Origin of the sequence: Nonomuraea sp. CA-218870 (assembly GCF_050936535.1) — a bacterium.
Classification (GTDB): domain Bacteria; phylum Actinomycetota; class Actinomycetes; order Streptosporangiales; family Streptosporangiaceae; genus Nonomuraea; species Nonomuraea corallina.
Map to the genome: position 1 here is coordinate 4731470 of NZ_JBNJMN010000001.1, position 23677 is coordinate 4755146.

At 71.4% G+C, this 23677-nt stretch carries 24 protein-coding genes; 5 read left to right on the top strand and 19 right to left on the bottom strand.

Annotation, left to right across the window (positions count from 1 at the left end; all coding sequences use genetic code 11):
- Positions 1 to 51: 51 nt before the first annotated feature.
- The 6 genes from ACQEUU_RS22855 to ACQEUU_RS22880 all read right to left on the bottom strand — a co-directional run bounded on the left by ACQEUU_RS22855 (position 52) and on the right by ACQEUU_RS22880 (position 4327).
- Entirely contained in the window at positions 52 to 939 is an 888-nt protein-coding gene (locus ACQEUU_RS22855; RefSeq protein ID WP_433069014.1) for a diacylglycerol/lipid kinase family protein, read from the bottom strand.
- Between the two features lie 18 nt (positions 940 to 957).
- Positions 958 to 1830: a twin-arginine translocase subunit TatC gene (tatC, locus tag ACQEUU_RS22860; RefSeq protein ID WP_433069017.1), complete on the bottom strand. Its 873-nt coding sequence runs from the start codon at positions 1828 to 1830 to the stop codon at positions 958 to 960.
- A 30-nt stretch (positions 1831 to 1860) separates the two neighbouring features.
- The gene (tatA, locus tag ACQEUU_RS22865; RefSeq protein WP_433069020.1) at positions 1861 to 2175 is read right to left on the bottom strand and encodes a Sec-independent protein translocase subunit TatA; all 315 of its coding nucleotides are present in this window, start codon (positions 2173 to 2175) and stop codon (positions 1861 to 1863) included.
- Between the two features lie 69 nt (positions 2176 to 2244).
- Positions 2245 to 2400 carry a hypothetical protein gene (locus ACQEUU_RS22870; RefSeq protein WP_433069022.1) on the bottom strand — a complete coding sequence of 52 codons (156 nt, stop codon included), beginning with the start codon at positions 2398 to 2400 and terminating at the stop codon, positions 2245 to 2247.
- Entirely contained in the window at positions 2397 to 3362 is a 966-nt protein-coding gene (locus ACQEUU_RS22875; RefSeq protein ID WP_433069024.1) for a helix-turn-helix transcriptional regulator, read from the bottom strand. Before ACQEUU_RS22875 ends, ACQEUU_RS22870 begins: the two co-directional genes overlap by 4 nt.
- A complete protein-coding gene (locus ACQEUU_RS22880) occupies positions 3359 to 4327 on the bottom strand; it encodes a helix-turn-helix transcriptional regulator (RefSeq protein WP_433069027.1) in 969 nt (322 codons plus the stop codon). Before ACQEUU_RS22880 ends, ACQEUU_RS22875 begins: the two co-directional genes overlap by 4 nt.
- 37 nt (positions 4328 to 4364) lie before the next feature.
- On the opposite strand from ACQEUU_RS22880, the gene ACQEUU_RS22885 reads away from it, so the two are divergent.
- Positions 4365 to 5465, top strand: a complete 1101-nt coding sequence (locus ACQEUU_RS22885; protein WP_433069030.1) for a DUF3866 family protein — start codon at positions 4365 to 4367, stop codon at positions 5463 to 5465.
- Here the strand turns inward: ACQEUU_RS22885 and ACQEUU_RS22890 are convergent.
- The 8 genes from ACQEUU_RS22890 to prcB form a co-directional block, all read right to left on the bottom strand.
- Complete coding sequence (locus ACQEUU_RS22890) at positions 5411 to 5890, bottom strand: DUF3291 domain-containing protein (RefSeq protein WP_433069033.1); 480 nt, start codon at positions 5888 to 5890, stop codon at positions 5411 to 5413. The two genes, ACQEUU_RS22885 and ACQEUU_RS22890, sit on opposite strands and share 55 nt — an antisense overlap.
- Before the next feature lie 33 nt (positions 5891 to 5923).
- Positions 5924 to 6571 carry a helix-turn-helix transcriptional regulator gene (locus ACQEUU_RS22895; RefSeq protein WP_433069035.1) on the bottom strand — a complete coding sequence of 216 codons (648 nt, stop codon included), beginning with the start codon at positions 6569 to 6571 and terminating at the stop codon, positions 5924 to 5926.
- A gap of 113 nt (positions 6572 to 6684) precedes the next feature.
- Positions 6685 to 7746 (bottom strand): FKBP-type peptidyl-prolyl cis-trans isomerase, encoded by a 1062-nt coding sequence (locus ACQEUU_RS22900; protein ID WP_433069038.1) that lies wholly within the window; start codon positions 7744 to 7746, stop codon positions 6685 to 6687.
- 489 nt (positions 7747 to 8235) lie between these two features.
- Positions 8236 to 9150 (bottom strand): FKBP-type peptidyl-prolyl cis-trans isomerase, encoded by a 915-nt coding sequence (locus tag ACQEUU_RS22905; protein ID WP_433069041.1) that lies wholly within the window; start codon positions 9148 to 9150, stop codon positions 8236 to 8238.
- A gap of 91 nt (positions 9151 to 9241) precedes the next feature.
- Positions 9242 to 10600 (bottom strand): Pup--protein ligase, encoded by a 1359-nt coding sequence (pafA, locus tag ACQEUU_RS22910; RefSeq protein ID WP_433069046.1) that lies wholly within the window; start codon positions 10598 to 10600, stop codon positions 9242 to 9244.
- Between the two features lie 62 nt (positions 10601 to 10662).
- The gene (locus ACQEUU_RS22915) at positions 10663 to 11175 is read right to left on the bottom strand and encodes a hypothetical protein (protein WP_433071940.1); all 513 of its coding nucleotides are present in this window, start codon (positions 11173 to 11175) and stop codon (positions 10663 to 10665) included.
- 94 nt (positions 11176 to 11269) lie between these two features.
- Positions 11270 to 12079 (bottom strand): proteasome subunit alpha, encoded by an 810-nt coding sequence (gene prcA / locus ACQEUU_RS22920; protein WP_433071942.1) that lies wholly within the window; start codon positions 12077 to 12079, stop codon positions 11270 to 11272.
- Between the two features lie 21 nt (positions 12080 to 12100).
- Positions 12101 to 12946 carry a proteasome subunit beta gene (gene prcB, locus ACQEUU_RS22925; protein WP_408638155.1) on the bottom strand — a complete coding sequence of 282 codons (846 nt, stop codon included), beginning with the start codon at positions 12944 to 12946 and terminating at the stop codon, positions 12101 to 12103.
- 203 nt (positions 12947 to 13149) lie between these two features.
- Here prcB and ACQEUU_RS22930 point away from each other — a divergent pair, with 203 nt between their 5' ends.
- Positions 13150 to 14181 (top strand): DNA polymerase IV, encoded by a 1032-nt coding sequence (locus ACQEUU_RS22930; RefSeq protein WP_433069049.1) that lies wholly within the window; start codon positions 13150 to 13152, stop codon positions 14179 to 14181.
- A 429-nt stretch (positions 14182 to 14610) separates the two neighbouring features.
- Here ACQEUU_RS22930 and ACQEUU_RS22935 read toward each other — a convergent pair whose 3' ends face one another.
- Entirely contained in the window at positions 14611 to 14820 is a 210-nt protein-coding gene (locus tag ACQEUU_RS22935) for a ubiquitin-like protein Pup (protein ID WP_148432818.1), read from the bottom strand.
- Positions 14821 to 14972: 152 nt separating this feature from the next.
- On the opposite strand from ACQEUU_RS22935, the gene ACQEUU_RS22940 reads away from it, so the two are divergent.
- Entirely contained in the window at positions 14973 to 15377 is a 405-nt protein-coding gene (locus tag ACQEUU_RS22940) for a hypothetical protein (RefSeq protein ID WP_433069052.1), read from the top strand.
- Positions 15378 to 15389: 12 nt separating this feature from the next.
- Here the strand turns inward: ACQEUU_RS22940 and dop are convergent, their stop codons facing one another.
- Together dop and ACQEUU_RS22950 are read right to left on the bottom strand one after the other, a co-directional pair.
- Positions 15390 to 16904, bottom strand: coding sequence for a depupylase/deamidase Dop (dop, locus tag ACQEUU_RS22945; protein ID WP_270155149.1), 1515 nt, complete (start codon positions 16902 to 16904; stop codon positions 15390 to 15392).
- Between the two features lie 85 nt (positions 16905 to 16989).
- Positions 16990 to 18114 (bottom strand): acyltransferase family protein, encoded by a 1125-nt coding sequence (locus tag ACQEUU_RS22950; protein WP_433069055.1) that lies wholly within the window; start codon positions 18112 to 18114, stop codon positions 16990 to 16992.
- A gap of 318 nt (positions 18115 to 18432) precedes the next feature.
- Between ACQEUU_RS22950 and ACQEUU_RS22955 the strand changes: the two genes are divergently transcribed.
- Positions 18433 to 19545 (top strand): serine hydrolase, encoded by a 1113-nt coding sequence (locus ACQEUU_RS22955; RefSeq protein WP_433069058.1) that lies wholly within the window; start codon positions 18433 to 18435, stop codon positions 19543 to 19545.
- A gap of 103 nt (positions 19546 to 19648) precedes the next feature.
- Here ACQEUU_RS22955 and arc read toward each other — a convergent pair whose 3' ends face one another.
- A complete protein-coding gene (gene arc / locus ACQEUU_RS22960; protein WP_433069061.1) occupies positions 19649 to 21421 on the bottom strand; it encodes a proteasome ATPase in 1773 nt (590 codons plus the stop codon).
- Positions 21422 to 21615: 194 nt separating this feature from the next.
- Positions 21616 to 22467, bottom strand: a complete 852-nt coding sequence (locus ACQEUU_RS22965; RefSeq protein ID WP_433069064.1) for a tRNA (adenine-N1)-methyltransferase — start codon at positions 22465 to 22467, stop codon at positions 21616 to 21618.
- A 55-nt stretch (positions 22468 to 22522) separates the two neighbouring features.
- On the opposite strand from ACQEUU_RS22965, the gene ACQEUU_RS22970 reads away from it, so the two are divergent.
- Positions 22523 to 23638 (top strand): GNAT family N-acetyltransferase, encoded by a 1116-nt coding sequence (locus ACQEUU_RS22970; protein WP_433069067.1) that lies wholly within the window; start codon positions 22523 to 22525, stop codon positions 23636 to 23638.
- Positions 23639 to 23677 lie beyond the last annotated feature (39 nt).

Here is a 23677-nt window from a genome sequence, read left to right on the forward strand (position 1 = left end):
GTCAGCCCTCGCGGTGATCGCCTCCGGCCGACCGCCTTTACAAAGTACGGCTCAGGTGAGGACGGTCAGCGCCCCCGGCCGCACCTCGCAGGTGACCGGCCCGGGCCCGATCCGTTCGCCGTCGGCGTAGGCCACCACGCCGGGCGCCTCCAGCCGCACGCTCCTGGCCCGGCGGACGGTGACGGCCCGGTGGCCCACGTGGGTGCCCCGGTAGACGCTGGGGAACACGCGCAGGAACTCGGCCTTGCCCACCGCCTCCACCATCATCACGTCCAGCAGCCCGTCGTCGGGCACCGCGTCCGGGCACACCCGCATCCCCGCCCCGTAGGAGCAGGTGTTGCCCACGGCCACGAGCATCGCCTCCCGCTCGTACGGCTCGCCGTCGTCGAGCGTGACCCGGAACGGGATCGGCTCGAAGGAGCGCAGCTCCTGCGCGGTGGCCAGCAGGTAGCGGGCCGTGCCGGACGGCCAGGTCAGCCGGTTGGCGCGCTCGTTCACCCGCGAGTCGAACCCGCAGCACACCACCCCGGCGAACAGCTCCTCGCCGGCGTCGGTGCTGATCCGGCCGACGTCCACTGATCGCGTCCGCATCCGCAGGATCGCCCCGGCGGCGGCGATCGGGTCCTTGCTCGGGACGCCGAGGGCGGCCGCGATGTCGTTGCCGGTGCCCGCCGGGATGATGCCGAGCGGCACGTCGGTGCCGGTCACGGCCTGCACGGCGAGGTGGACCAGGCCGTCTCCGCCGAAGGCGACGAGCGCGTCGGGCCGCTCGGCGACCGCGAGGCAGGCCCGGTCGAGCGCGTCGGCGGCGTCGTCGCCGACGATCACCGACAGCTCGGCGCCGCCGGCGCGCAGCCTGCGGGCGACGGGCTCCAGCAGGCGGAGCGTCCTTCCGCCGCGCGCGGTGGGGTTGACCAGCAGGGCGAGATGGGGGGCCACGCCTCCGGAACCTACCGCCTACCGGGCGGTTCCGGAATCCTCTTCCAGCGTCTTGTCGGCGGGGTCGGGGCCGAGCGGCGAGGCCTCGTCGTCGGACAGGTGATCGAACTCGCTGGCCGGCTGCCGCTTCTCGCGCAGGTACATGAACAGCTCCGCCGCCGCGAACAGCACGATCATCGGCGCGGCCAGGGCCATCATGGTGATCGGGTCGCCGCCGGGGGTGACGACCGCGCCGAAGACGAACATCAGGAAGATGACCAGCCGCCGGTGCTTGGCGACCGTGGCGTGCGGCAGCACCCCGATGAGGTTGAGGAACACCAGCAGCAGCGGCAGCTCGAACGACACCCCGAAGATCAGCAGCATGATCAGGACGTAGTCGAGATACTGGTCGATCGCGATGGTCGCGACCGTGCCTTCGAGGCTGAAGCCGAGCAGGAAGCCCAGCGCGGTGTCCATGATGAGGTAGGACAGCGCCGCGCCCACGGCGAACAGGGGCACGGCCAGCCCCAGGAAGGTCATCGTGTAGCGCTTCTCGGCGCGATAGAGCGCGGGCGTGACGAACGCCCAGATCTGGTAGAGCCAGACCGGCGACGCCAGCACCAGGCCCACCATCAGCGAGATCTTCAGCGTGATGAAGAACGACGAGAAGATGCCGTTGTAGGTCAGGCTGCACTCGCCGGTGAGCTGGTGTGACTGCGTCGTGGAGCAGTAGGGCTCCTTGAGCACCTCCCACACCGGCCCGGACACGATCCAGCCGAGCATCACGCCCACCGCGACGGCCGCCAGCGCGATCAGCAGGCGGTTGCGCAGCTCACGGAGATGGTCCATGAGCGGCATCCGGCCCTCGGAGTCGCGCTCCGGCTTGGGCCGTGACCGTTTCAGCAGCGCCATCGATGAGTCCTGGGGACTAGGGGACGGTGATCAGGGACGCTTGTCGGCCTGCGCCGCGGCGCGCAGGCGCGCGGCCTGCTCCTCCAGCTTGCGGGCCTGCTCCTCGGCCGACGGCTCCGGCGCGGGCGCGGCGTGCAGCTGCGGCGGGGGCGCCGGCTGAGCCTGCGGCTGGGCCTGCACCACGGTCGCCTTGTCGTCGTCGTCATCGTTGAGCTTGCTGGTCTCGGCCTTGAAGATGCGCAGGGACCGGCCGACGCCACGGGCGAGGTCCGGCAGCTTCTTGGCGCCGAAGAGGAGGACCAAGGCGACCAGGATCAGGATGATCTCCGGAGCTCCCAAGTTCATGTGACGTCCTTCATGGTGAGAGCGAGGTGCGGTCTTTCCCCACGATCGTACGCTGCCAAGGGCTCTGCCTCATCCCCCGGCGTCCTCTTTGCGATGGAATTGATGGCGGACATGAGTAATGGTGCTGTTGAGCTCGGTCGCCGCGGCGGTGACCCGGGCCGCCGCGACCCCCAGGACGGCCACCCCGGCCACACCCAGCCCGATCGACACCAGGATCCACGTCATGCCTGGCGAGCGTACAGCTCCAGGGCCCGCTCCGCCTCCTCGCGCACCCGTTCGGCCGTCCGGGGCGGCGAGACGACCCGGCCGGTGTCGCCGAGCCGCAGCGCCAGTTTGAGTATCCAGTCGTCGTCGCGGGCGCGCAGCGAGATCCGCAGCCGCCCCTCGCCCAGCTCGGTCACCTGCTCGCACGGGTAGTACTCGGCGACCCACCGCCCGGCGGCGGTCACCTCCAGCTCCACCAGCGGGTCGGCGGGCGAGGGCCGGAACACGCCCTGGGCCACGTCGATCGGCTCGGCCTCGGCGGGCGGGTTCGCGGGCTCGTCGAGCACCTCGACGCCGAGCATCCGGTCGAGCCTGAACAGCCGCATCGCCTCGGCGCGGTAGCACCAGCACTCCAGGTAGGTGCGGCCGTCGGCGACGACGATCCGCATCGGGTCGACCTCGCGCGGGGTGACCTCGTCGCGGCCCGGCACGTAGTAGCGCAGCGACAGCCGCCGCCGGGAGTTCAGCGCCTCGCGCACCCGGGGCAGCGCGTCCGGGGCGGCGTCCACGTCGACGGCCACCTGGCTGCTGACGGCGGCGGCGCCCTCGCCTGCGGCCCGCTCCAGCTTGGCCACCACGCGCGGCAGCGCGTCCCCCCGCACCTCGGCCAGCTCCGGGGTCGCGGCGAGCATGCGCAGCGCCACCAGCAGCGCGCTGGCCTCGTCGATGCCGAGCCGCAGCGGCCTGGCGATGGTGTCGGCGTTGTCGATGAGGATCTCGCCGCCGTCCCAGGACACGTCGATGAGGTCGCCGGGGGTGTGGCCGGGCAGCCCGCACATCCACACCAGCTGCAGGTCGTCGATGAGCTGTTTCTCGGTCAGCCCGAACACCTCGGCCACCTCGCCCACCTGGGCCCCCGGATGGGACATCAGGTAGGGCACCAGAGCCAGCAGCCTCGGCAGCCGGTCGGCGGATCCGCTCACGCCAGCGCCCCCTTCAGTCGGCGGATGACGGCCTCGCGCGCGTCGGGCGGCCCGGCCACCTCGACGTCGGAGCCGAGGCTGGCCATCCATCCGGCCAGCCGTTCGGGGTCGGTGAAGGGCAGCTCGGCCTCGTCCCAGCCGTCGCCGCCCGGCCGGACGGTCCTGGCCAGCTGGCGCAGCCCCTCGCAGGCGCCGCGGCGGACGCGCACCACCGCGACGCGCTCGCTGGCGGGCTCGTCCGGGAAGGCCACCATGGCCCGCAGGTCGACGCCCTCGGGCACCTGGACGGAGCCCGGCTTGCCGAGGGTGGCGACGGGGCCGGTGATGCGGCTGAGCCGGAAGGCGCGCGGCGCCTCGCGGTCCCGGTCGTAGCCCGCGACGTACCACCGGCCGCGGCGGCTCACCACGCCCCACGGCTCGACGGTGCGGGTGTGCACGTTCTCGCTGCCGGCGCCGCGGTAGTCGAACCTGACCGCCTTCCGGTCGCGCACCGCCTGCCACAGGGCGGGGAAGGCCGGGTCGCGGGTGTCGACGCGCAGCTCCAGCGCTCCTCCCCCGAGGCCGCCGCCGACGCCGAGCGCGTCGTCGGTGTGAACGCCGCCCGCGCGCAGCTTCAGCAGCGCCCCCGAGGCGGCCTCGGCCAGGCTCGCGCGCTGCCACACCTGGGCGGCCATGCCGAGCACGGCGGCCTCGTCGGGTTCGAGCGTGATCTCGGGCAGCTCGTAGGACTGCCGCTCGATGCGGTAGCCCGGCTCGTCCTCCCACGGGTCGCGCACCACGTCGATGGGGATGCCGATCTCGCGCAGCTCGTTCTTGTCGCGCTCGAACATCCGCTGGAACGCCTCGTCGCTGTCGCGGTCGTAACCTGGCACGGCGTGCCTGATCTGCTCGGCCGGCAGCGGACGGCGGGTGGCGAGCAGACAGATCACCAGATTCAGCAACCGCTCGGTCTTCCGGCGCGACATCCGCTCACTCCTCCTCCAACGACGCTACCCTGCCCCCGTGATCAGATGGCGCAAGGGCGAGGTCATACGGATCCGGCGCGAGTGGCCGGGAGCGATGGAACTGGATGTCGCCGTCCCCGAGGGGGACGGCCCGCCCGGCTCGGAGCCTGGCGTGCCGTGCCGGGCGCTGGCCTACCCGTCTCTGGTGGGCCGCCCCGAGCCCGGCGACGAGGTGCTGCTCAACACGACGGCACTCGCGATGGGTCTCGGTACGGGAGGTTACGCCATGGTGGTGGCCGTGCCGAACCGTTTGCCGGAAGATCCTCAAGGCCCCGGTCACCTGGTGAAGGCCCGCTACACGCCGTCGCAGGCCACGGTGCTGGGCGCGGACGAGCAGGGCTCGCCCTACCACGAGGCGCTGCGCGAGGCCGACTCGGTCGACGGGATGCCGGTGGTGGTGGCCGACCTGCACTCGGCGCTGGCGCCGATCCTGTGCGGGCTGTACGCGGCCGCGGGCCGTTCGGTGCGGGTCGCGTACGTGATGCTCGACGGCGGGGCGCTGCCGGCGTGGTTCTCGATGTCGGCGGCGACGCTGCGGCAGCAGGGCTGGCTGGCCGGGACGGTCACGGTCGGCCAGGCGTTCGGCGGGGACGTGGAGGCGGTCACCACCCACACGGGCCTGCTGGCGGCCCGCCACGTGCTGGGCGCGGACGTGGCCGTCGTCGCGCAGGGGCCGGGCAACCTGGGCTCGGGCACCCGGTGGGGGTTCTCGGGGGTGTCGGCGGGCGAGGCGGTCAACGCCGCCTCGGTGCTGCTGGGGCGGCCGGTCGCGGCGCTGCGGGTCAGTGAGGGCGACCGGCGCGAGCGGCATTACGGGATCTCCCACCACTCGCTGACCGCCTACGGCAGGGTGGCGCTGGTCCGCGCCCGGGTGCCGGTGCCGATGCTGCCGGGCGAGTTCGGCCGGCGGGTGCGCGACCAGGCCGAGCTGCTGGCCGTCCGGCACGAGCTGGTGCCGGTCGAGGTCGACGGCCTGCACGAGGCGCTGCGCGGCTCACCGGTGCGGCTGTCGACCATGGGCCGGGGGCTGGAGGAGGACCTGCCCTACTTCCTGGCGTCCGCGGCGGCGGGCAGGCTGGCGGCCTCGCTGCTGGGGTAGGCGTCCCTGAACGTGAACGCCTCGGGGCCGGGACCTTCGGCCTTGAGGCGTTCCAGCCGCGCCATCGCCTCCGCGAGCGTCGGGATGACGCCGTCGGGCACCCACCACATCACCGTGGACGGCTCCGCCAGGCGGCGGAACCACTCCCGGCGGCGGCGCAGCACCTCCAGATGGCCGCTGCGGTAGACGTAGTTCCACAGCGCGTCGAGGTCCTCCCACACCGAGAAGTTGACCAGCAGGTGGTCGCCGTAGGCGTGCGTCAGGGTCGCGGTGGGGTCGGTCTCACTCTCCTTGAGCCGCCACACGAACCCCGGAGAGCGGTCGGCGAGCGCGTTGATCGGCTCCAGCAGGGCGACGAACTCGGCGAGCTCGGCCGAGTCGACGGGCGCGCGCAGGTGGGCGATGTTGAGCTGGGCGAGATGCATGACGCTCAGCGAACCATCCCTCACCCTTCTATGTCAATCTTCATTTGTTTTAGAAAGCGCGACGCAGCACTCCCCGGGTCTCGGATCCAGCCTGGCCCGGCCCGGGTCCTCGCCCAGCCCTTCGAGCAGCCCCTGGCACAGCGCCAGGTTCATGGAGCAGACGAGCAGCGGCTGCTCACGCGAGAGCACGTGGAACGGGCAGTTGCGCATCCGCAGGCCCGCGTCGCCGTCGGCGTACGGCTCGTAACCGCGCTCGCGCAGCACCTCCTCCACCGGCCGGCCGCCGCCGCCCCGGCCCAGCCGCTCACCCGCCACGCGGGCGGCCCGCTCGGCCCGCTCCTCGGCGCCGAGCCCCTCCACCACGTCGGCGAGCACCGAGGCGAGCGTGGCGTAGTCGCGAGGCGGCAGGCTCACCGACCGCTCACCCGCGGCCCTGCGGTAGACCTTGGCGGGCCGGCCGCTGCCGGGCCCCTTCCGCTCCGGCTGCCGGAACCCGCTCTCCAGCAGCCCGGCCTCGACGAGCTTGTCGAGGTGGTGCCCGGCGAGGGTGCGCGAGACCCCGGCGGCCTCCGCCGCCTCCTGCCTGCCCACCTCACCGCCGCGACCGGCCACCGCCTCGTACAGGCTCCGCCGTACGGGATCGTGCAGCAGGCCGAGGGCATCGAGGTCGTCGTCGCTCACAGCCGGAGTCTAGGACGGTTCGCCGCCTCTTCCGGACGCGCGTGAGTGCGGGAACCCGCACCCCAGGGCGCCCGTCCCGGCACGGGATCGCACATGGACGCGCGGGTGGCACTTCAGTAGACGGCGAGCACGTCCACCACGTACACGAGCGTCTCACCCGGCGCGATCCGCGTGCTCCCGCCGGTTCCGGCGTCTCCGTACGCGTCACCGGGCGGCACCACCATCGCCACCCGGCTCCCCGCGGGGACGCCCATCAGCGCCCGGTTCCAGCCGGTCACGAGGCTTCCGTCCCCGATGGTGACGGCCTCGGGGCGGCCGCGCTCCCAGGTGGAGGCGAAGACCCGGCGGTCACTCCAGGTGGCGCCCGCGTACTGCACCACGAGCAGCCGCCCGGCCTCGGCCGCTCGCCCGGCACCGCGCGCCAGCACCTCGGCGGTCAACCCGCCCGGCGGCTCCCCGTCCGGGATCACCAGCGCGGGCGCCGCCCCGCCCCCGACCCGCACCCCGGCCACGACCCCCGCGCCCGCCTCGACGGCGGCCCGCCCCGGATGCGCCCCCAGAACGTCGACCACATAGAACAGATCCACCCGCCCCGCTCCCCCACGCCATCCCGCGCCCGCGAACCCGCCCCCGACCCCTTGTCCCGTACGCCCGTCCCCGCCCGCATGGTCATCGCCGTTCGTGGGGCTGCGGGGCGGTTGGCGGTCGCCTGCTGCCGGGTGGGTCGTCGTCCGGCTTCCAGGGAGGGGCGGTGTGCGGCGATCTTCCGCGTCGGCCGTGCTCGCGTGGTGGACGGCGTCCGCTCGGGTGCCGGGCGCTGCCGGCCCGGCAACGGGGTCAGGAGGGCGTTCTCCCTCGGCGGTTCCTGAAGTTCCGTCCGGCAGAGGGATGGCGGCGGTCACCCGGCTGCCCGCCCGGCGGCCACGGAGCGCGGCGTCGAGGCCCGGGTGCAGTCCGCCCAGCGGGAGCGCCTCCGGGGTGCCGCGGTTGAAGGTCGACGCGACGAGCCGGTTCTCCCGGCCGTCCCACAGGTGAACGGTGTACTGGACGACGGCCACGCCGCCCTCCTCCAGCGGCGCGCCGCGACCGGCGGTGGGCTCCGCCACCCGCAGTTCGGCGGGCGGCGCACCGGCCGGGAAGGTGATCGTGGGCCGTGCCCCGAAAGGTCCCGTCACCCGGGGTCCGGCCTCGCGCGGTTCGGCACCCGTGCACGCCGTCACCAGGGCCATGGACGCGAGCACCACGGCACGGCCCAGTCCGCGAAGTGGCCTGCGCGGACCTCCCCGCAGCCCACGACGTCCCTGCGGCCCCGAGGACTCCCTCCACCGAAGTCCCGTCCGCCACCCGCCTCTCCGGGAGCGCTCCGGGATCGAGCGGGGGTTCGCGGTCCGCGTTTCAGCTCGTACGGGGATGCCGCGGGAGGTGGGTGGGGCGGAGGGAGCCGTACCGGCGGTCACCGCCTCGCCGAGGTCAAGGCTCGGTAAGTTGCGGCGTGCGGGCCGGAGGGGTGAGGTGGGCAACCGGGTGACCTCCCTGCGCGGGCGGCGTTGCGGGGCGTGAGCTGCTTCGTGCGGGTGACCACTGGGGCGCGGCCCGTTGAACGCGGCGGGCGTGCCTCCCGTCGCCGGGAGGCACGCCCGTGGTGCGCCGTCAGAGGTCCCGCGTCAGGCCGCCGAGAGGACGTCCACCACGAACACCAGCGTGCTCTTCGCCGGGATGCCCTGCTGCTCCTGGTCGCCGTAGCCGAGGTCCGGCGGGATGCTCATCACCACGCGGCTGCCCACCGGCACGCCCTCCAGGCCCTGCTGCCAGCCCTTGATGACCTGGGCCAGCGGGAACGAGGCCGGCTCGCCGCGGCCCCAGCTGGAGTCGAACTCCTTGTCGGTGCCCCAGATCTTGCCGGTGTAGTGGACGGTCAGCGTCTGGTCGCCCTTGACCGGCGCGCCCTCGCCCTTGATGAGGGTCTTGACCACCAGTTCCTTGGACGGCTTGTCGGAGGTCTTCGTGGTGAGCGTGGGCGCCTGGTCGCCGCCGGGGTTGTCCACCTTGACGCCCTTGAGGGTCTCGCCGGTCTCCTGGCCGGAGGCGGCCTTGGGCTGGGTGCCGACCACGTCCATGACGAACACCTTGGTCGGCTCCGCCGGCGCGGTCTGCCCCGCCGCCGGGGTGGTGAGGTCGCTGGCCATGACCGCCAGCAGGCGGCCGCCGTGCTTGAGCTGGGTGAAGCCGTCGCGCAGCAGCTGCGGGAGCTGCTCGTTCACCGGCAGCGTCTCCGGCGTCTTCGTGTCGTACGTGGAACCCTGGAGGGCGTTGCCCTTGCCGTCCCAGTTCCAGACGGACAGGTTGACGATGAGCTGGTCGCCCGTCTTGACCGCCGGGCCGGTGCCGGCCTCCAGGACCTTGTACGACGACTTGGTGGCGGGATCGCCGGTGGGGAAGGTCACCGTGGGCTTGGCGCCCACCTGGCCGGCGACCTTCACCCCCGCGGACCCGTCCTGGATCGAAGCCGTTTCGGAGCCGCACGCGGCGGCGGAGAAGAGCAAAGGCACGGCGGCCAGAGCGGCCAGAGCGCGGCGCATGGGTTTCCCTCGGAACAGACGGTCAGATTCGCGTCACCCTACCCGAAGCCGGGTAGGCCGGAGGTAAACCCATGCTGTCAAGCCGTCCCGCTCACATGCCCGCGATCAGTTTGTCCACCCTCTCGTCGACGCTGCGGAACGGGTCCTTGCACAGCACCGTCCGCTGGGCCTGGTCGTTGAGCTTGAGGTGCACCCAGTCGACGGTGAAGTCGCGGCGCTTCTCCTGCGCCTTGCGGATGAACTCGCCGCGCAGCCGCGCCCTGGTGGTCTGCGGCGGCACCGACTTCGCCTCGAAGATCTTCAGGTCGGACGCCACCCGCTCCACCGAGCCGCGCTTCTGCAGCAGGTAGTAGAGGCCGCGCTTGCGGTGGACGTCGTGGTAGGCGAGGTCGAGCTGCGCCACCCGGGGCGACGACAGCGGCAGGTCGTACTTCTTGCGGTAGCGCTCGATCAGCTGGTACTTCGTCACCCAGTCGATCTCCCGCGACACCAGGTCGAGGTCGCCGGTCTCGACCGCGCGCAGCGTGCGCTCCCACAGCTCCAGCACCTGGTGGGCGACGGCGTCGCCGCCGCGCCGGTCGACAAAGTCCTTCGCCTTGGAGAGGTACTCCTGCTGGATCTCCAGGCTGGACGCCTCGCGCCCGTTGGCCAGCCGCACCCTCCGCCGTCCGGTCATGTCGTGCGACACCTCCCGGATGGCCCTGATCGGGTTCTCCAGGGTCAGGTCGCGCATCACCGTGCCGGCCTCGATCATGCGCAGCACCAGGTCGGTGGCGCCGACCTTGAGCAGCATCGTGGTCTCGCTCATGTTGGAGTCGCCGACGATGACGTGCAGGCGGCGGAACCGCTCGGCGTCGGCGTGCGGCTCGTCGCGCGTGTTGATGATCGGCCGCGACCGGGTCGTGGCCGAGGAGACGCCCTCCCAGATGTGCTCGGCCCGCTGCGAGACGCAGTAGACGGCGCCGCGCGGCGTCTGCAGGACCTTGCCTGCGCCGCAGATGATCTGCCGCGTCACCAGGAACGGGATGAGCACGTCGGCCAGCCGGCCGAACTCGCCGTGCCGGCCCACCAGGTAGTTCTCGTGGCAGCCGTACGAGTTGCCGGCCGAGTCGGTGTTGTTCTTGAAGAGATAGATGTCTCCCGCGATGCCCTCTTCGCGCAGCCGTTTCTCGGCGTCGACCAGAAGGCCCTCCAGGATCCGCTCACCCGCCTTGTCGTGGGTGACCAGCTCGATGACGTTGTCACACTCGGGGGTTGCGTATTCAGGATGGCTGCCTACGTCGAGGTAGAGGCGTGCGCCGTTGCGGAGGAAGACGTTGCTCGATCGGCCCCAGGACACGACCCGCCGGAACAGGTAGCGCGCGACCTCGTCGGGGGACAGCCTGCGCTGGCCCCGGAACGTGCAGGTCACGCCGTACTCGTTCTCCAGCCCGAAGATGCGACGATCCATCACCTCACACTATGCCCACCGATGGGCGAGCGGGAGAGATCCCCGCCCGGTGTTTTCCGGCGTCAGGGCGTGAAGATCTCCTGAACCTTGACGATCCTGCCCTTGCGGACGGTGATGAGCGCCGGCCGCTCTCCGTCGCGGGCCCGTTCGACGAGGTCGGCGCGCGGGCACCGCCGGTCGCCCAGGCCGGTGCGGCGGTCGGCGGTCACGGCGGTCATCCGCTGACCGCAGCCGAGCGCCGACAGGAACACCACGTCCTTCGCGATGGGCGAGGCGTAGACCCGCACGTCGCCCTCCGGCGGGCCGACGAAGCGGCCCTCGGTGACCTTGCCCTTCCTCCACCTGATGGGTTCGTACTCGGCGACGCCGTCGCCGCGCACGTGGGTGATCCAGCCGCGCAGGACGCCGTCGCGGCGCGGATGCGGCGACCGGGTGAAGTCGTGCCCCGGGTCGGCCTGGAAGGTCGTGCCGAAGACCTTCGGCGCCTTGTGGCGCGGGAGCGGGGCGGCCTCGGCCGCCACCGAGGACGTCAGGAGCAGGGCGGCGGCACCACCGGCGGCCAGGCCGCGGATCATCGTGTTCACGGAACGTGAGATGGCCGATCGGTCACGGCGGTTGGCGGGTCCCGGTGTGATCCATCTCACACCGGGACCGCATGCGGCTATGCCGTCACAGCGGCGACGATCCGTCGTCGACCGGGCCGTCGGGGCCCGTGGGCGGCGGCTTCTCGCCGGTGTCCTTGGCGGGCGGCTCGGCCGGGGACTCCGCCTCGGGCTCGTCCGCGGCGGGCGGGGCCGCCGACGCGGCCAGCAGCCGGTCGAGCCGGGCGCCGATCAGCCGCTTGAACTTGCGGTGCTCGCGGTTGCGGTCGAGCACCGCGACCTCCAGCTGCTCCACCGGCGGCCGCTCCCCGCCCGGCTCGGTCAGCGCGGCGAGCGCCACCTCCAGGGCTTCGGACAGCGACATCGACTCGCGGTAGCGCTCCTTCAGCCGGCCCAGCACCGCGTCGGCCTGGCCGCCCATCGCCGCGAAGCCGTGCTCGTCGAAGACCGAGCCGTCGAACGTCAGGCGGTAGATCGCGTCGCCGTCGGGCTCGTCGCCCACCTCGGCGACCACGACCTCCACCTCCAGCGACTTGATCGACTCGGTGAAGATGCGGCCCAGGTTGGAGGCGTACAGGTTGGCCAGGCCGCGGCCGGTCACGTCGGAGCGGTCGTAGGAGTAGCCGTTGATGTCGGCGTAGCGGATGCCGCCGAGCCGCAGCTCCTCGAACTCGTTGTAGCGGCCCACCGCGGCGAACCCGATGCGGTCGTAGATCTCACTGATCTTGTGCAGCGCCCGCGACGGGTTGGGGGCCACGAACAGGATGCCGTCCACGTACTGCAGCACGACGACGGAACGGCCCCGCGCGATCCCCTTGCGCGCGTAGTCCGCCTTGTCCCGCATGATCTGCTCTGGGGACGCATATCCGAAAGGCATGGACACGGGTGAGGGTCCTTTCTAGCGCAGCGGGGCGATGGGGCCGTCGGGAGCGATCAGGCGCGCGTCGAGCATCTGGCTCACGTACTCCGACACCTGCTCGTCGGTCAGCCGGCGGAAACCGTCGGCGTCGATGACCGACACGATCGGGAAGATCTTCCGCGTCACGTCGGGACCGCCGGTCGCCGAGTCGTCGTCGGCGGCGTCGTACAGCGCCTGGATGAGCGCCATCGTGATGTCGTCGGCCGACGCGCCCTCGCGGTAGAGCTTCTTCAACGCGCCCCGCGCGAAGATCGAGCCCGAGCCGATCGCGTCGAACCGCTCACGCTCGTAGGGCCCGCCCGCGACGTCGTAGCTGAAGATCCGCCCCTCGTCGCGGTCGGGGTCGTAGGCGGCGAACAACGGCACCACCACCAGCCCCTGCATCGCCATCGCCAAGTTGCCGCGGATCATGGTCGCCAGGCGGTTGGCCTTGCCCCTGACCGACATCGTGCGGCCTTCGAGCTTCTCGTAGTGCTCCAGCTCCACCCGGTAGAGCCGGGCCATCTCGAGGCCGGTCGAGGCGGTGCCGGCGATGCCCATGCAGGAATAGTCGTCAGTGCGGAACACCTTCTCCACGTCACGCTGGGAAATGATGTTGCCGGACGTGGCGCGCCGGTCGCCGGCCATCACCACCCCGCCGGCGAACGTGGCCGCCACGATCGTGGTCGCGTGCGGAACCTGGTCGCCGATCGGCGTGGCCAGCACCTCGTCTCTGCGGGGCAGCAACTCGGGCGCGTACGCCCCCACGAAATCGGTGAACGAGGAACTTCCGGTGTTCTGGAAAAGCTGGCTCATCAAGCCGGCGGGCAGATCCCTCTTAGCCACGCGACTCCCTCCCCAAGTTCAGTGTTCCTGAGCCGACCCTACTGGTGTTGTGTCGCTGTCTGCACTTCCCACGATCAGCTCAGGGCGAACCGGTCATCAGATCGTTTCTTCACGCCCCGCGACGCCCGCGTCAGCGGCACCCGTCCGGGCCGCGCGGCCGGGGCGGGCCGTCCGTGCCAGGTCCGCGGACGGATACTGGACGCATGAGGACCTGGGTCCTGCACGTCGACCTCGACCAGTTCATCGCCGCCGTCGAGCTGCTGCGCCACCCGGAGCTGCGCGGCCTGCCGGTGGTCGTCGGCGGCGACGGCGACCCCACCCGCTCGCGCACCGTCGCGGCCACCGCCACCTACGAGGCCCGCGCCCGCGGCGTCCACTCCGGCATGCCGCTGCGCACCGCTCTGCGGCGCTGCCCCGACGCCGTCTTCCTGCCGAGCGACCCGCCCGCCTACGAGGCGGCCTCCGCCCGTGTCATGGCCGTCCTGCGCGAGTTCCCCGCCGACGTCGAGGTCTGGGGCTGGGACGAAGCCTTCCTCGGCGCCCGCACCGACGACCCGGAGGCGTTCGCCCTGGCCATCCAGCGAGCCGTGCGCGAGCGTACCGAGCTGTCCTGCTCCATCGGCATCGGCGACAACAAGCACCAGGCCAAGCTGGCGTCAGGGTTCGCCAAACCGGCCGGGGTCCACCGCCTCACCGGCGACACCTGGGCCGAGCAGATGCACCACCGGCCCACCGACGCGCTCTGGGGCATCGGCGCCAAGACCGCCAGGAAGCTCGCCGGCCTGGGGCTGCGCACCGTCGCCGAGCTCGCCGCCGCCGACCCCGGGGAGCTGGCCGCCAGGTTCGGCCCCACGAACGGCCCGTGGCTGCGTTATCTCGCACTCGGCCGGGGCGAGGCCGAGGTCGTCACCGCCCCGTGGATCCCGCGCGGCCACAGCCGCGAGACCACCTTCCGTGAGGATCTCACCGATCCCGCCGAGATCGCCGATCAGGTCACCCGGCTCGCCGGCCACGTCACCGCCGACGCCGTGGAAGCCGGCCGCGCCATCGTCCGGGTCACGGTCAAGGTGCGCTTCACCCCGTTCCTCACCAGGACCCGCCAGACGACGCTTCCCTCCCCCACGACCGATCCCGGCGCCGTCACGGGCGCCGCGCTGGACGCCCTCGCCCGCTTCGAACTGGACCGTCCCGTACGCCTCCTCGGCGTCGGCGCCGCCTACCAGATGCCCGCCTGAACCCCGCGCGGCCAGGCCGCTCCGGCGGACTGCAGCCGGAGCGGCCTGGCCCTCGTCATGGGATGAGATGAAGGGTCGTGGGCCGGACGCGGGCGCCCGAGCCCGGTCCGTACGTCGGCGATGGCCGGCGGACGGCGCACCGCCCGCCGCCGCGGGCGGGCGTGCGCTCGAAGTCGTCCCCGGTGTCGGTCTTCCCCGGTGTCGGTCGTCGGTGGATGTCGTCGCCGGTGGATGTCGTCGCCGGTGGATGTCGTCGCCGGTGGATGTCGTCGCGGTGTTCAGCAGGTGGTCGTGTCGGCTGCCATGGTCCTCGGTTCGGTTCGCGCGCATCGCTCGCGGGCGGCACGGGCGATGGCGCGCCGTCGGGTCGTCCCGCTCGGGCTCTCCGGCGTTCGCCCCTTCGTCACCCCTCGTCGGTGTCCGTCGCTGCTACTCGCCGCCCTTTTGCACGTACGAGCGGACGAATTCCTCGGCGTTCTCTTCGAGGACTTCGTCGATCTCGTCCAGAATCGCGTCGACGTCGTCCGTGAGCTTCTCCTGGCGCTCCTGGACGTCCGGCGCCGCCGAAGCCTCGGTCTCCTCGACCTCGGACTCGCGCCGACCGGCCTGCTTCTGCCCGCCGGTGTCCTTCGTAGCCATGCCCTACCTCCATGTCGGGGGACTTGCCTCTCAGCCCATATCTTCCCCGAACGGCACGACAATTCGCGCCGATCGTTCCCTGACCTTACCCGCTTGACTGGATAGTGCCACTATCCAATAATAGGAGCACCGATGACACAGGAGGTTCTGAGATGTCCCCCGCTTCGCTCAGCACGGCAGGCGTGCTGCTCATCACGGTTCCCACGATCGCCTTCGGCGGGGTCACGCTGCTGCGGTTCCTGATGCGGAACGTTCCCGGCTATCTGGACAACCCGGTGCGACGCGGTCTGTGGCGGGCCGGGCACGCGCACGCGGGCGTCCTGGTGCTCTTCAGCCTGGTGGCGATGCTGTACGTGGACCAGGCGGCGCTGTCGGACCCGGTGAAGGGGCTGGTGCGCCTGTCGATCGTGGCGGCGCCGATCCTGATGCCGCTGGGATTCTTCCTGTCGGTGGTGCGCCCCGGCGACACCAAGCCGAACAAGCTCATCTACCTGACGTTCCTCGGCGGCGCCTCGCTCGCGGTGGGAACGCTGACGCTGGGCGTCGGGCTGGTGTAGCCCGCCGCCCGGCTACTCGCCGCCGGTGAGGGCGGCGACCAGGTCGGCCGCGGTGCGGCAGCGGTCGAACAGCTCGCCGACGTGGGCCTTGGTGCCGCGCAGCGGCTCCAAGGTGGGGACGCGCTGGAGCGACTCCCTGCCGGGGATGTCGAAGATGACGGAGTCCCAGGAGGCGGCGGCGACGGCCTCGCTGTACTGCCGCAGGCAACGGCCGCGGAAGTAGGCGCGGGTGTCGGCGGGCGGGTGCTCCACCGCTCGCTGGACCTCCTCCTCGCTGACCAGGCGCTGCACCCGGCCGCGGGCCACGAGCCGGTTGTAGAGGCCCCGGTCGGGCCGGATGTCGGAGTACTGCAGGTCGACGAGCTGGAGCCTGGGGTGGGACCAGGCCAGGCCGTCACGGCTGCGGTAGCCCTCCAGGAGCTCCAGCTTGGCGACCCAGTCGAGCTCCCTGGACAGCTGCATCGGGTCCTCGGCCAGGCGGGTGAGCACGGACTCCCAGCGGTCCAGGACGTCCTTGTTCATCTCGTCCTGGGCCGTCTCGCGCTCCTCGACGTACTTGCGCGCCTGCTCCAGGTATTCCATCTGGAGCTGGACCGCGGTGAGCTTGCGGCCGTCGCGCATCGGGATCTCGTAGCGGCAGGAAGGGTCGTGGGAGACGGCGCGCAGCGCCTGGACGGGGTTCTCGATCGTGAGATCCCGGGTGAGGAAGCCGTCTTCGATCATGGCGAGGACGAGCGCGGTCGATCCCAGCTTCAGGTATGTCGAAATCTCCGACATGTTGGCGTCGCCGATGATGACGTGCAGCCGCCGGTACTTCTCCGGGTCGGCGTGCGGCTCGTCCCGCGTGTTGATGATCGGCCGCTTGAGCGTCGTCTCCAGGCCCACCTCGACCTCGAAGAAGTCGGCCCGCTGGCTGATCTGGAAGCCCTCGCCGCGCGAGTCCTGGCCGATGCCGACCTTCCCGGCGCCGACGACGACCTGCCGGGAGACGAAGAACGGGGTGAGGTGGCGGACGATGTCGGCGAACGGCGTGGCGCGCCGCATGAGGTAGTTCTCGTGGCAGCCGTAGCTGGCGCCCTTGGCGTCGGTGTTGTTCTTGTAGAGCTGGATCGGCGCGTTGGCCGGGATGGCGCCGGCCCGCTGCGCGGCGTCGTACATGACCCGCTCGCCGGCCTTGTCCCAGATGACGGCGGCGCGCGGGTTGGTGCACTCCGGCGTCGAGTACTCAGGGTGGGCGTGGTCGACGTAGAGCCGGGCGCCGTTGGTGAGGATGACGTTGGCGAGGCCGAGGTCCTCATCGGTCAGCTGGCTGGGGTCGGCGACCTCTCGGGCGAGGTCGAACCCCCGCGCGTCGCGCAGCGGGTTCTCCTCCTCGAAGTCCCACCGCGCCCTGCGCGCCTTGGCCGCGGACGCGGCCAGGTACGCGTTGACCACCTGTGAAGAGGTCACCATCGCGTTGGCGCCTGGCTGACCGGGTACGGAGATGCCGTACTCGGTCTCGATGCCCATCACCCGACGCACCGTCATGCGCACCCTCTGTTCGTCCGGATCTGTCTATCCGCCGTTTATATGCCCGAGCCTATGCCCTTCACAGTGCCCCAGGGTCACAGAGTTATGGCACCGACGTCTTTTCCGCCTGTACCACGGGCGCCGCCACGCCGGGCGACCTCCGGCGGGGCTTGAGTATGCGCTGGATGGGACGTTCGGCGAGGGCGTAGACCGCGTACGACACCGCCAGCGCGGCGACGGTGGTGAGGGTGGCGGTGGCCCACGGCGGCAGCTCGGCGGTGAGCGGCGGGATGAGCAGCACGGCGATGACGGAATGGAACAGGTAGAGCGGGTACGTGGTCGCGCCGAGCGCGGTGAGGACCGGCCGGGCGCGCATGCGGAGCAGCCCCAGCGCGACCAGCGCCATGACGAGGAAGATCAGCGTGACGGTGACGATCACGCTGAGGTCGGTGACCGGCATGGCCTTGAACCCGGCGAGCTCGATCCGGCCGTGCACACGTTCCAGCGCCGCGTACAGGGACATCCCGTACGAGGCCGCGACGTAGATCCAGGGCAGCCAGGCGCTGCCGTGCTTGTGGATGAGGTAGAGGGCCATGCCGGCGACGAAGTAGGGCGCGTACCGGGGCATGAGGATCTCGTTGAGCACCGGGTCGCCGAGGAGTTCGGCGCCGAGCGCGGCGACGAGCCAGACGCCGCAGAAGACCAGGACGCGGCCGTAGGTGACGCCGACCACGACCAGGATGGTGATGAGCAGGTAGAAGCGGAGTTCGGCCCAGAGCGACCAGTAGACGCCGGACGCGTCGCCGATCTTGAACAGCCGCTGGAACATCGTGGCGTTGACCAGATAGTCCCCGGCGGAGAGCTTGGGGTCGAGCGCCTTCGCACTGGTGAGGCCGTAGACGCCCACCACGGCGAGGAGGCTGAGCCAGTAGGCGGGATAGAGCCTGACCAGCCGGGAGCGGGCGAAGGAGCCGACACCCCGCCCCCAGATCGTCATGAGGATGACGAAGCCGCTGATGATGAAGAACAGCTCCACGCCGAGGATGCCCAGCCCGGCGATGGGGGCGAGGGCGGGGAACAGCTCGGCGGGCCGCTCGCCCCAGACGGAGGCGTAGGCGACGAGGTAGTGGAAGGCCAGCACGGCCAGCGCGGCGATGAAGCGCAGGAGGTCGAGCTCGGCCAGCCGGCCGTCCCCGAGAGCGTGTTTGGGCCGGGTACTGCGTTGCACGAGATCTTGGACGTCACAGTGATCACTTCGGTTCCCTTCTTTCACTTTCGTCACAGAACGAGGAGATGGGCTCGCCAAGCGTCACCGGCGGCGGCGGGCAGGAAAGGGACCGCGCCCCTCCTCGGCCCGCGCATCCAGGGTGGTTTCGTGGGCGCACGCTGAGGCGGGCGGGCGCCTGTGCGCGGCACTCGCCCCGTCCGGATCGCGGGCAGATCCAAGCTGATCGCTCCGCCGCCCCCTCGCCTGGTGGGGAGGCCGGGGCGGCCGTCCGCGACAATGAGGTCACACCTCGCGCGCCATCGGAAGGATCATCGTCCCGTGACCTCACACGACCGCCCGTCAGGCGAGTCCGCGGCGGACCTCCTGCGGGCGGCGGCGTCGGCCGTGGAGGCGGGTGACGGGAGCGGGGTCGCCGAGGCGCTGCAACGCATCGCGGCCGCCTGCCCCGGCACCCTCGCCGTGTCCGTCCGCCCCCTCACCCCACCCACTCCCCTCCCGTGCGAACAGGCCCCGCACATCACCGCCCCACCCGGTCCCGTCCCGTACGGCCAGGCCCCGCCCACCACCGTCCCCCTCGGTCCCGCGCCTTCCGGTCCCGTCCCGTACGGCCGAGTACCGCACGCGCTCGGCCCCGCGCCGTCCGGTTCTGGAGCGAACCGCCAGGCCCCGGATGGCGGGATGCCGTGCGGCTCGGTGGAGTCCCCTCGCCACCCCGACGGGGACGGCGGGACGGGCGCCGCGCTCGGGGCGCTGGCCCTGCGGGAAGACGAGGAGCTGCCGCTGGCCAGCGTCGGAAAGCTGCTGCTGCTGGCCGAGGTGGCGATGAGCGTCGACGGCGGCACCCTGGACCCGGACGAGCCGGTGGCCCTGCACGACGACGACTACTGCGGCGGGTCCGGGCTGCTGACGGGGCTGTCCGCGCGGACGTGGACGATCGGCGACCTGGCTCTGCTCACGGCGGCGGTGAGCGACAACACCGCGACGAACGCGCTGCTGCGCCGCGTCGGCCTGGACCGGGTCAACGCGGCCGGCGCCGCGCTCGGCCTGGCCCGCACCCGCCTGCTGGACCGGATCCGGGAGCCGCGCGGTCCCGAGCACCCGCCGGTCTTCGCCCTGGGCACGGCGAGGGAGCTGGCGGGCCTGGCGGCGCTCGTCGCCGCCCCGGCGGGGTGGCAGGCGCTGATGCGCGGGTGGATGCTCGCCAACACCGATCACGGCCTGGTGCCCGCCTTCGCCTGGCACGATCCCGAGGGCCGCCGGCTGGCCAACAAGACCGGCACCGACGACGGCGTACGGACGGACGTCGGCCTGCTGGGCCCGCTCGCCTACGCGGTCCTCGCCTCCGGCCCGCCGGGCTCCGACGCGGGCCTCGCACGGGCCGTCCGCCAGGCGGGCGCCCTGATCATCGCCGCGTCGGGGACGCTTCCTTGAGAAGCACATGAAGTGACGACAGTCCCCCAGGAACGGTGACGGCGGCTTCCCACGGCAGGAGCCGCCGGCCGGTGTCCCGGCGCGGCGGCTCCTGGTCGTCGATCTACAGGTACTGGCCGGTGTTGGCGACGGTGTCGATGGACCGGCCGGCTTCGGCGCCCTGCTTTCCGGAGACGAGCGTACGGATGTAGACGATCCGCTCGCCCTTCTTGCCGGAGATGCGGGCCCAGTCGTCGGGGTTGGTGGTGTTGGGCAGGTCCTCGTTCTCGGAGAACTCGTCGACGCAGGCCGTGAGCAGGTGCTGCACCCGCAGGCCCTTCTGGTTGCTCTCCAGGAACTGCTTGATGGCCATTTTCTTGCCCCGGTCGACGATGTTCTGGATCATCGCGCCGGAGTTGAAGTCCTTGAAGTAGAGGACTTCCTTGTCACCGTTGGCGTAGGTGACCTCGAGGAAGCGGTTCTCCTCGCTCTCGGTGTACATGCGCTCCACGACGCTCTGGATCATGCCTTGGATGGTGGCCTCACGGGAGCCGCCGTGCTCGGCCAGATCCTCGGGGTGGAGCGGAAGGTCCGGGACGAGGTACTTGGAGAAGATGTCCTTGGCCGCCTCGGCGTCCGGCCGCTCGATCTTGATCTTGACGTCCAGGCGGCCGGGCCGCAGGATCGCCGGGTCGATCATGTCCTCGCGGTTGGAGGCGCCGATGACGATGACGTTCTCCAGGCCCTCGACGCCGTCGATCTCCGACAGCAGCTGGGGCACGATGGTGTTCTCGACGTCGGACGACACGCCGGAGCCACGGGTACGGAAGATCGAGTCCATCTCGTCGAAGAACACGATCACCGGGGTGCCCTCGGAGGCCTTCTCACGGGCGCGCTGGAAGACCAGGCGGATGTGCCGCTCGGTCTCGCCGACGTACTTGTTGAGCAGCTCCGGGCCCTTGATGTTGAGGAAGAAGCTCTTGCCCTCCTGGCCGGTGCGCTCGGCGACCTGCTTGGCCAGCGAGTTGGCGACGGCCTTGGCGATGAGCGTCTTGCCGCAGCCGGGCGGGCCGTAGAGCAGCACACCCTTAGGCGGACGGAGCTGGTGCTCGCGGAACAGGTCGGAGTGCAGGTAGGGAAGCTCGATGGCGTCCCTGATCTGCTCGATCTGCCGGGAGAGGCCGCCGATCTCGTGGTAGGAGATGTCGGGCACTTCTTCCAGGACGAGCTCTTCGACTTCGGACTTGGGAATGCGCTCGTACACGTAGCCCGAGCGCGGTTCGAGCAGGAGCGAGTCGCCGGCCCTGATGGGCTGGTCGACCAGCGAGTCGGCCAGGCGGACCACGCGCTCCTCGTCGGCGTGCGAGATGACCAGGGCGCGCCGGCCCTCGTCGAGGAGCTCCTTGAGCATCACGATCTCGCCGACCTCTTCGTAGCCGAGCGCCTCGACCACGTTGAGCGCCTCGTTGAGCATGACCTCCTGGCCACGCCTGAGCGAGTCGACGTCGACGGACGGGCTGACGTTCACCCGCAGCTTGCGGCCGCCGGTGAACACCTCGATCGTCCCGTCCTCTCGGGCCTCCAGGAAGGTGCCGAAACCGGACGGCGGCTGCGCCAGCCGGTCGACTTCTTCCTTGAGGGCGACGATCTGGTCCCGGGCTTCCTTGAGGGTTGCCACCAGGCGTTCGTTCTGGCCGGTCACGGCCGCGAGGTTCGCCTGCACCTCATGGAGACGCTCTTCGAGGACCCTGGCCTGACGGGGTGACTCCGCCAGCTTCCGCCTCAGCGCGGTGATCTCCTCTTGGAGGAAGGAGACCTGTGTTGAAAGATCAGCGACCTCCCGTTCGCGCTGCGCGGCTCGAGCCTCAGCATCATCGCGAGCTGCCACGCCCGTCACCTCCTTCCCAGTCGAGGGCGACTACTTAGGACCTTACCTATCTCGGGCCCCTCCGTAACCTGGCCGGGCAGTGTTCGTACAGTGACAATAAGTGTTCGGCGAATAATCCCCAATGGGGCGTTTAATACTCCCAGCATATGAACACGGTCATCTGTTCCCGTGTCACGCATCGGCGCAGCCTCGTGGCCAAATTGTCATAGTTCTTCGGTGGTTCCCTTCGGTCTCCGGCGGCGCGGCGGCGGGGTCACGCCGTCGGCCATGCGCCTGGCGATGACCAGGAACCCGGTGTGGCCGATCATCCGGTGATCGGGCCGCACCGCGAGCCCTTCGACATGCCAGTCGCGAACCAGGGTCTCCCACGCGTGAGGCTCGGTGAAACTCCCGTGATCGCGAATGGCCTCGACCGTTTTGGACAACTGGGTCGTGGTCGCGACATAACAGCAGATGACGCCGCCGGGCGTGAGCGCCTTGGCGGCGGCGTCGACGCACTCCCACGGGGCCAGCATGTCGAGGATCACCCGGTCGACGTCGGACTCGTCGATCGACGAGACGAGGTCTCCGACGACCAGACGCCAGTTGTCGTCCATCGGGCCGCCGTAGAACTTCTCCACGTTCTTGGCGGCCACGTCGGCGAACTCCTGGCGGCGCTCGTAGGAGGTCACGTGCCCTTCCGGGCCGACCGCGCGCAGCAGGAAGCAGGTCAGGGCGCCGGAGCCGACGCCCGCCTCGATCACCCGCGCGCCCGGGAAGACGTCGGCCATGCCGACGATCATCGAGGCGTCCTTCGGGTAGATCACGGCGGCGCCGCGCGGCATGGCGAGCGTGTAGTCCTGCAGCAGGTGACGGAAGGCGAGGTACTGGGTGCCGCCGGAGGAACGCACGACCGAGCCCTCGGGCTGCCCGATCAGCTCGCTGTGCGGGATGGCGCCCTTGTGGGTGTGGAAGACGCCGTCCTCCTTGAGCGTGATCGTGTGGCGCTTGTTCTTGGGGTCGGTGAGCTGCACCTGATCCCCGGCCCGGAACGGCCCATGCCTGCGGAAACCCATGGCGGCAAGGTTATAGGGCTTTCGGGCCGGTCCTGACGCGCGATATCTATGGGGGATGCTCCCGCGTGAAGTGATCGCCGTCGGTCCCCTCGTGCTGCGCCCGCCGGTGGAGGCGGACGCGCCCGAGATACGGGCCGCCTGCGACGATCCGTCGACCGCCAGTCGCCTGCCGTTGCTGCCGTCCCCGTACACCCTGGAGGACGCGCACGCGTACGTGCGCCGCGCCAAGACCGTCTGGGAGTCGGGCGGCGCGGAGTTCGCGATCATCGAGGACGGGCGCTACGCCGGCTCGGCCGGCGTGCGGCCGCTCACCGCGTACGGGACGACGGAGATCGACCTCATGGTGGCCCCGTGGGCGCGCGGGCGCGGCGTGGCCGCCACGGTGGCGCGCGGGCTGACCGAGTGGCTGCTCGACCACGGGGTGGAGCGGGTCGAACTGGAGGCGGAGGTGGAGGACCTCCCCGCGCTGCGGGCGGCCCTCCGCGCCGGGTTCACCGAGGAGGGGCGCCGGCGCGACGCGAAGGCGCTGCGCGACGGCCGGCGGACGGACCTGGTGTCGTTCGCCCGGCTCGCCCGTGACGGCGGCGAGCCGGTGGAGCAGGCGCTGCCGTTCTTCGAGGGCGGCTTCGAGCACGGCGAGCTGGGCGACGGGGTGGTGCGGCTGACCTCGCTGTCCGTCGCGGACGCCGGCGACTTCCACCGGCTGCTCAGCGATCCCGGCGTCGCCCGGTTCGGCGTCCTGCCGGAGAACTCGCCCGAGGACGTCGTGCGGCGCTGCCGGGTCACGGGCTACCTGTGGCTGACGGGGCGGCGGATCGAGCTGACGGTGCGGGACCCGGACGGGTCGTTCGCCGGTCACCTGCAGCTCCTGCACAGCATGCCGGACTTCGGCGAGGGCATGATCGGTTACTCGCTGCTGCCGGAGTTCCGGGGCAGGGGGCTGATGACGCGGGCGGTGCGGCTGCTGTCCGACTGGGTGTTCGCGCACACCTCGCTGCACCGGCTGGTGGCGGGCACCGACGCGGCCAACACGGCCTCGCAGGTGGTGCTTGAACGTTGCGGGTTCGCGCGCGAGGGCGTGCGGCCGGAGTTCTTCCCGCGGCCCGGCGGGCGCCGCAGCGACGAGATCTCCTGGCTGCGGCTGCGCCCGGCGGGACCGGCTTCGTCCTGACGTCAGGCCCGGGGACGCGGCCCGCCCGTCCCCGGCCGG

Coding starts and splice junctions, on each gene's coding strand:
- tatC (WP_433069017.1), bottom strand. CDS start 1,830: ATGGCGCTGCTGAAACGGTCACGGCCCAAGCCGGAGCGCGACTCCGAG.
- tatA (WP_433069020.1), bottom strand. CDS start 2,175: ATGAACTTGGGAGCTCCGGAGATCATCCTGATCCTGGTCGCCTTGGTC.
- ACQEUU_RS22870 (WP_433069022.1), bottom strand. CDS start 2,400: ATGACGTGGATCCTGGTGTCGATCGGGCTGGGTGTGGCCGGGGTGGCC.
- ACQEUU_RS22880 (WP_433069027.1), bottom strand. CDS start 4,327: ATGTCGCGCCGGAAGACCGAGCGGTTGCTGAATCTGGTGATCTGTCTG.
- ACQEUU_RS22890 (WP_433069033.1), bottom strand. CDS start 5,890: ATGCATCTCGCCCAGCTCAACATCGCCCACCTGCGCGCGCCCGTCGAC.
- ACQEUU_RS22905 (WP_433069041.1), bottom strand. CDS start 9,150: ATGCGCCGCGCTCTGGCCGCTCTGGCCGCCGTGCCTTTGCTCTTCTCC.
- pafA (WP_433069046.1), bottom strand. CDS start 10,600: ATGGATCGTCGCATCTTCGGGCTGGAGAACGAGTACGGCGTGACCTGC.
- ACQEUU_RS22915 (WP_433071940.1), bottom strand. CDS start 11,175: ATGATCCGCGGCCTGGCCGCCGGTGGTGCCGCCGCCCTGCTCCTGACG.
- prcA (WP_433071942.1), bottom strand. CDS start 12,079: ATGCCTTTCGGATATGCGTCCCCAGAGCAGATCATGCGGGACAAGGCG.
- ACQEUU_RS22930 (WP_433069049.1), top strand. CDS start 13,150: ATGAGGACCTGGGTCCTGCACGTCGACCTCGACCAGTTCATCGCCGCC.
- ACQEUU_RS22935 (WP_148432818.1), bottom strand. CDS start 14,820: ATGGCTACGAAGGACACCGGCGGGCAGAAGCAGGCCGGTCGGCGCGAG.
- ACQEUU_RS22940 (WP_433069052.1), top strand. CDS start 14,973: ATGTCCCCCGCTTCGCTCAGCACGGCAGGCGTGCTGCTCATCACGGTT.
- dop (WP_270155149.1), bottom strand. CDS start 16,904: ATGACGGTGCGTCGGGTGATGGGCATCGAGACCGAGTACGGCATCTCC.
- ACQEUU_RS22965 (WP_433069064.1), bottom strand. CDS start 22,467: ATGGGTTTCCGCAGGCATGGGCCGTTCCGGGCCGGGGATCAGGTGCAG.
- ACQEUU_RS22970 (WP_433069067.1), top strand. CDS start 22,523: ATGCTCCCGCGTGAAGTGATCGCCGTCGGTCCCCTCGTGCTGCGCCCG.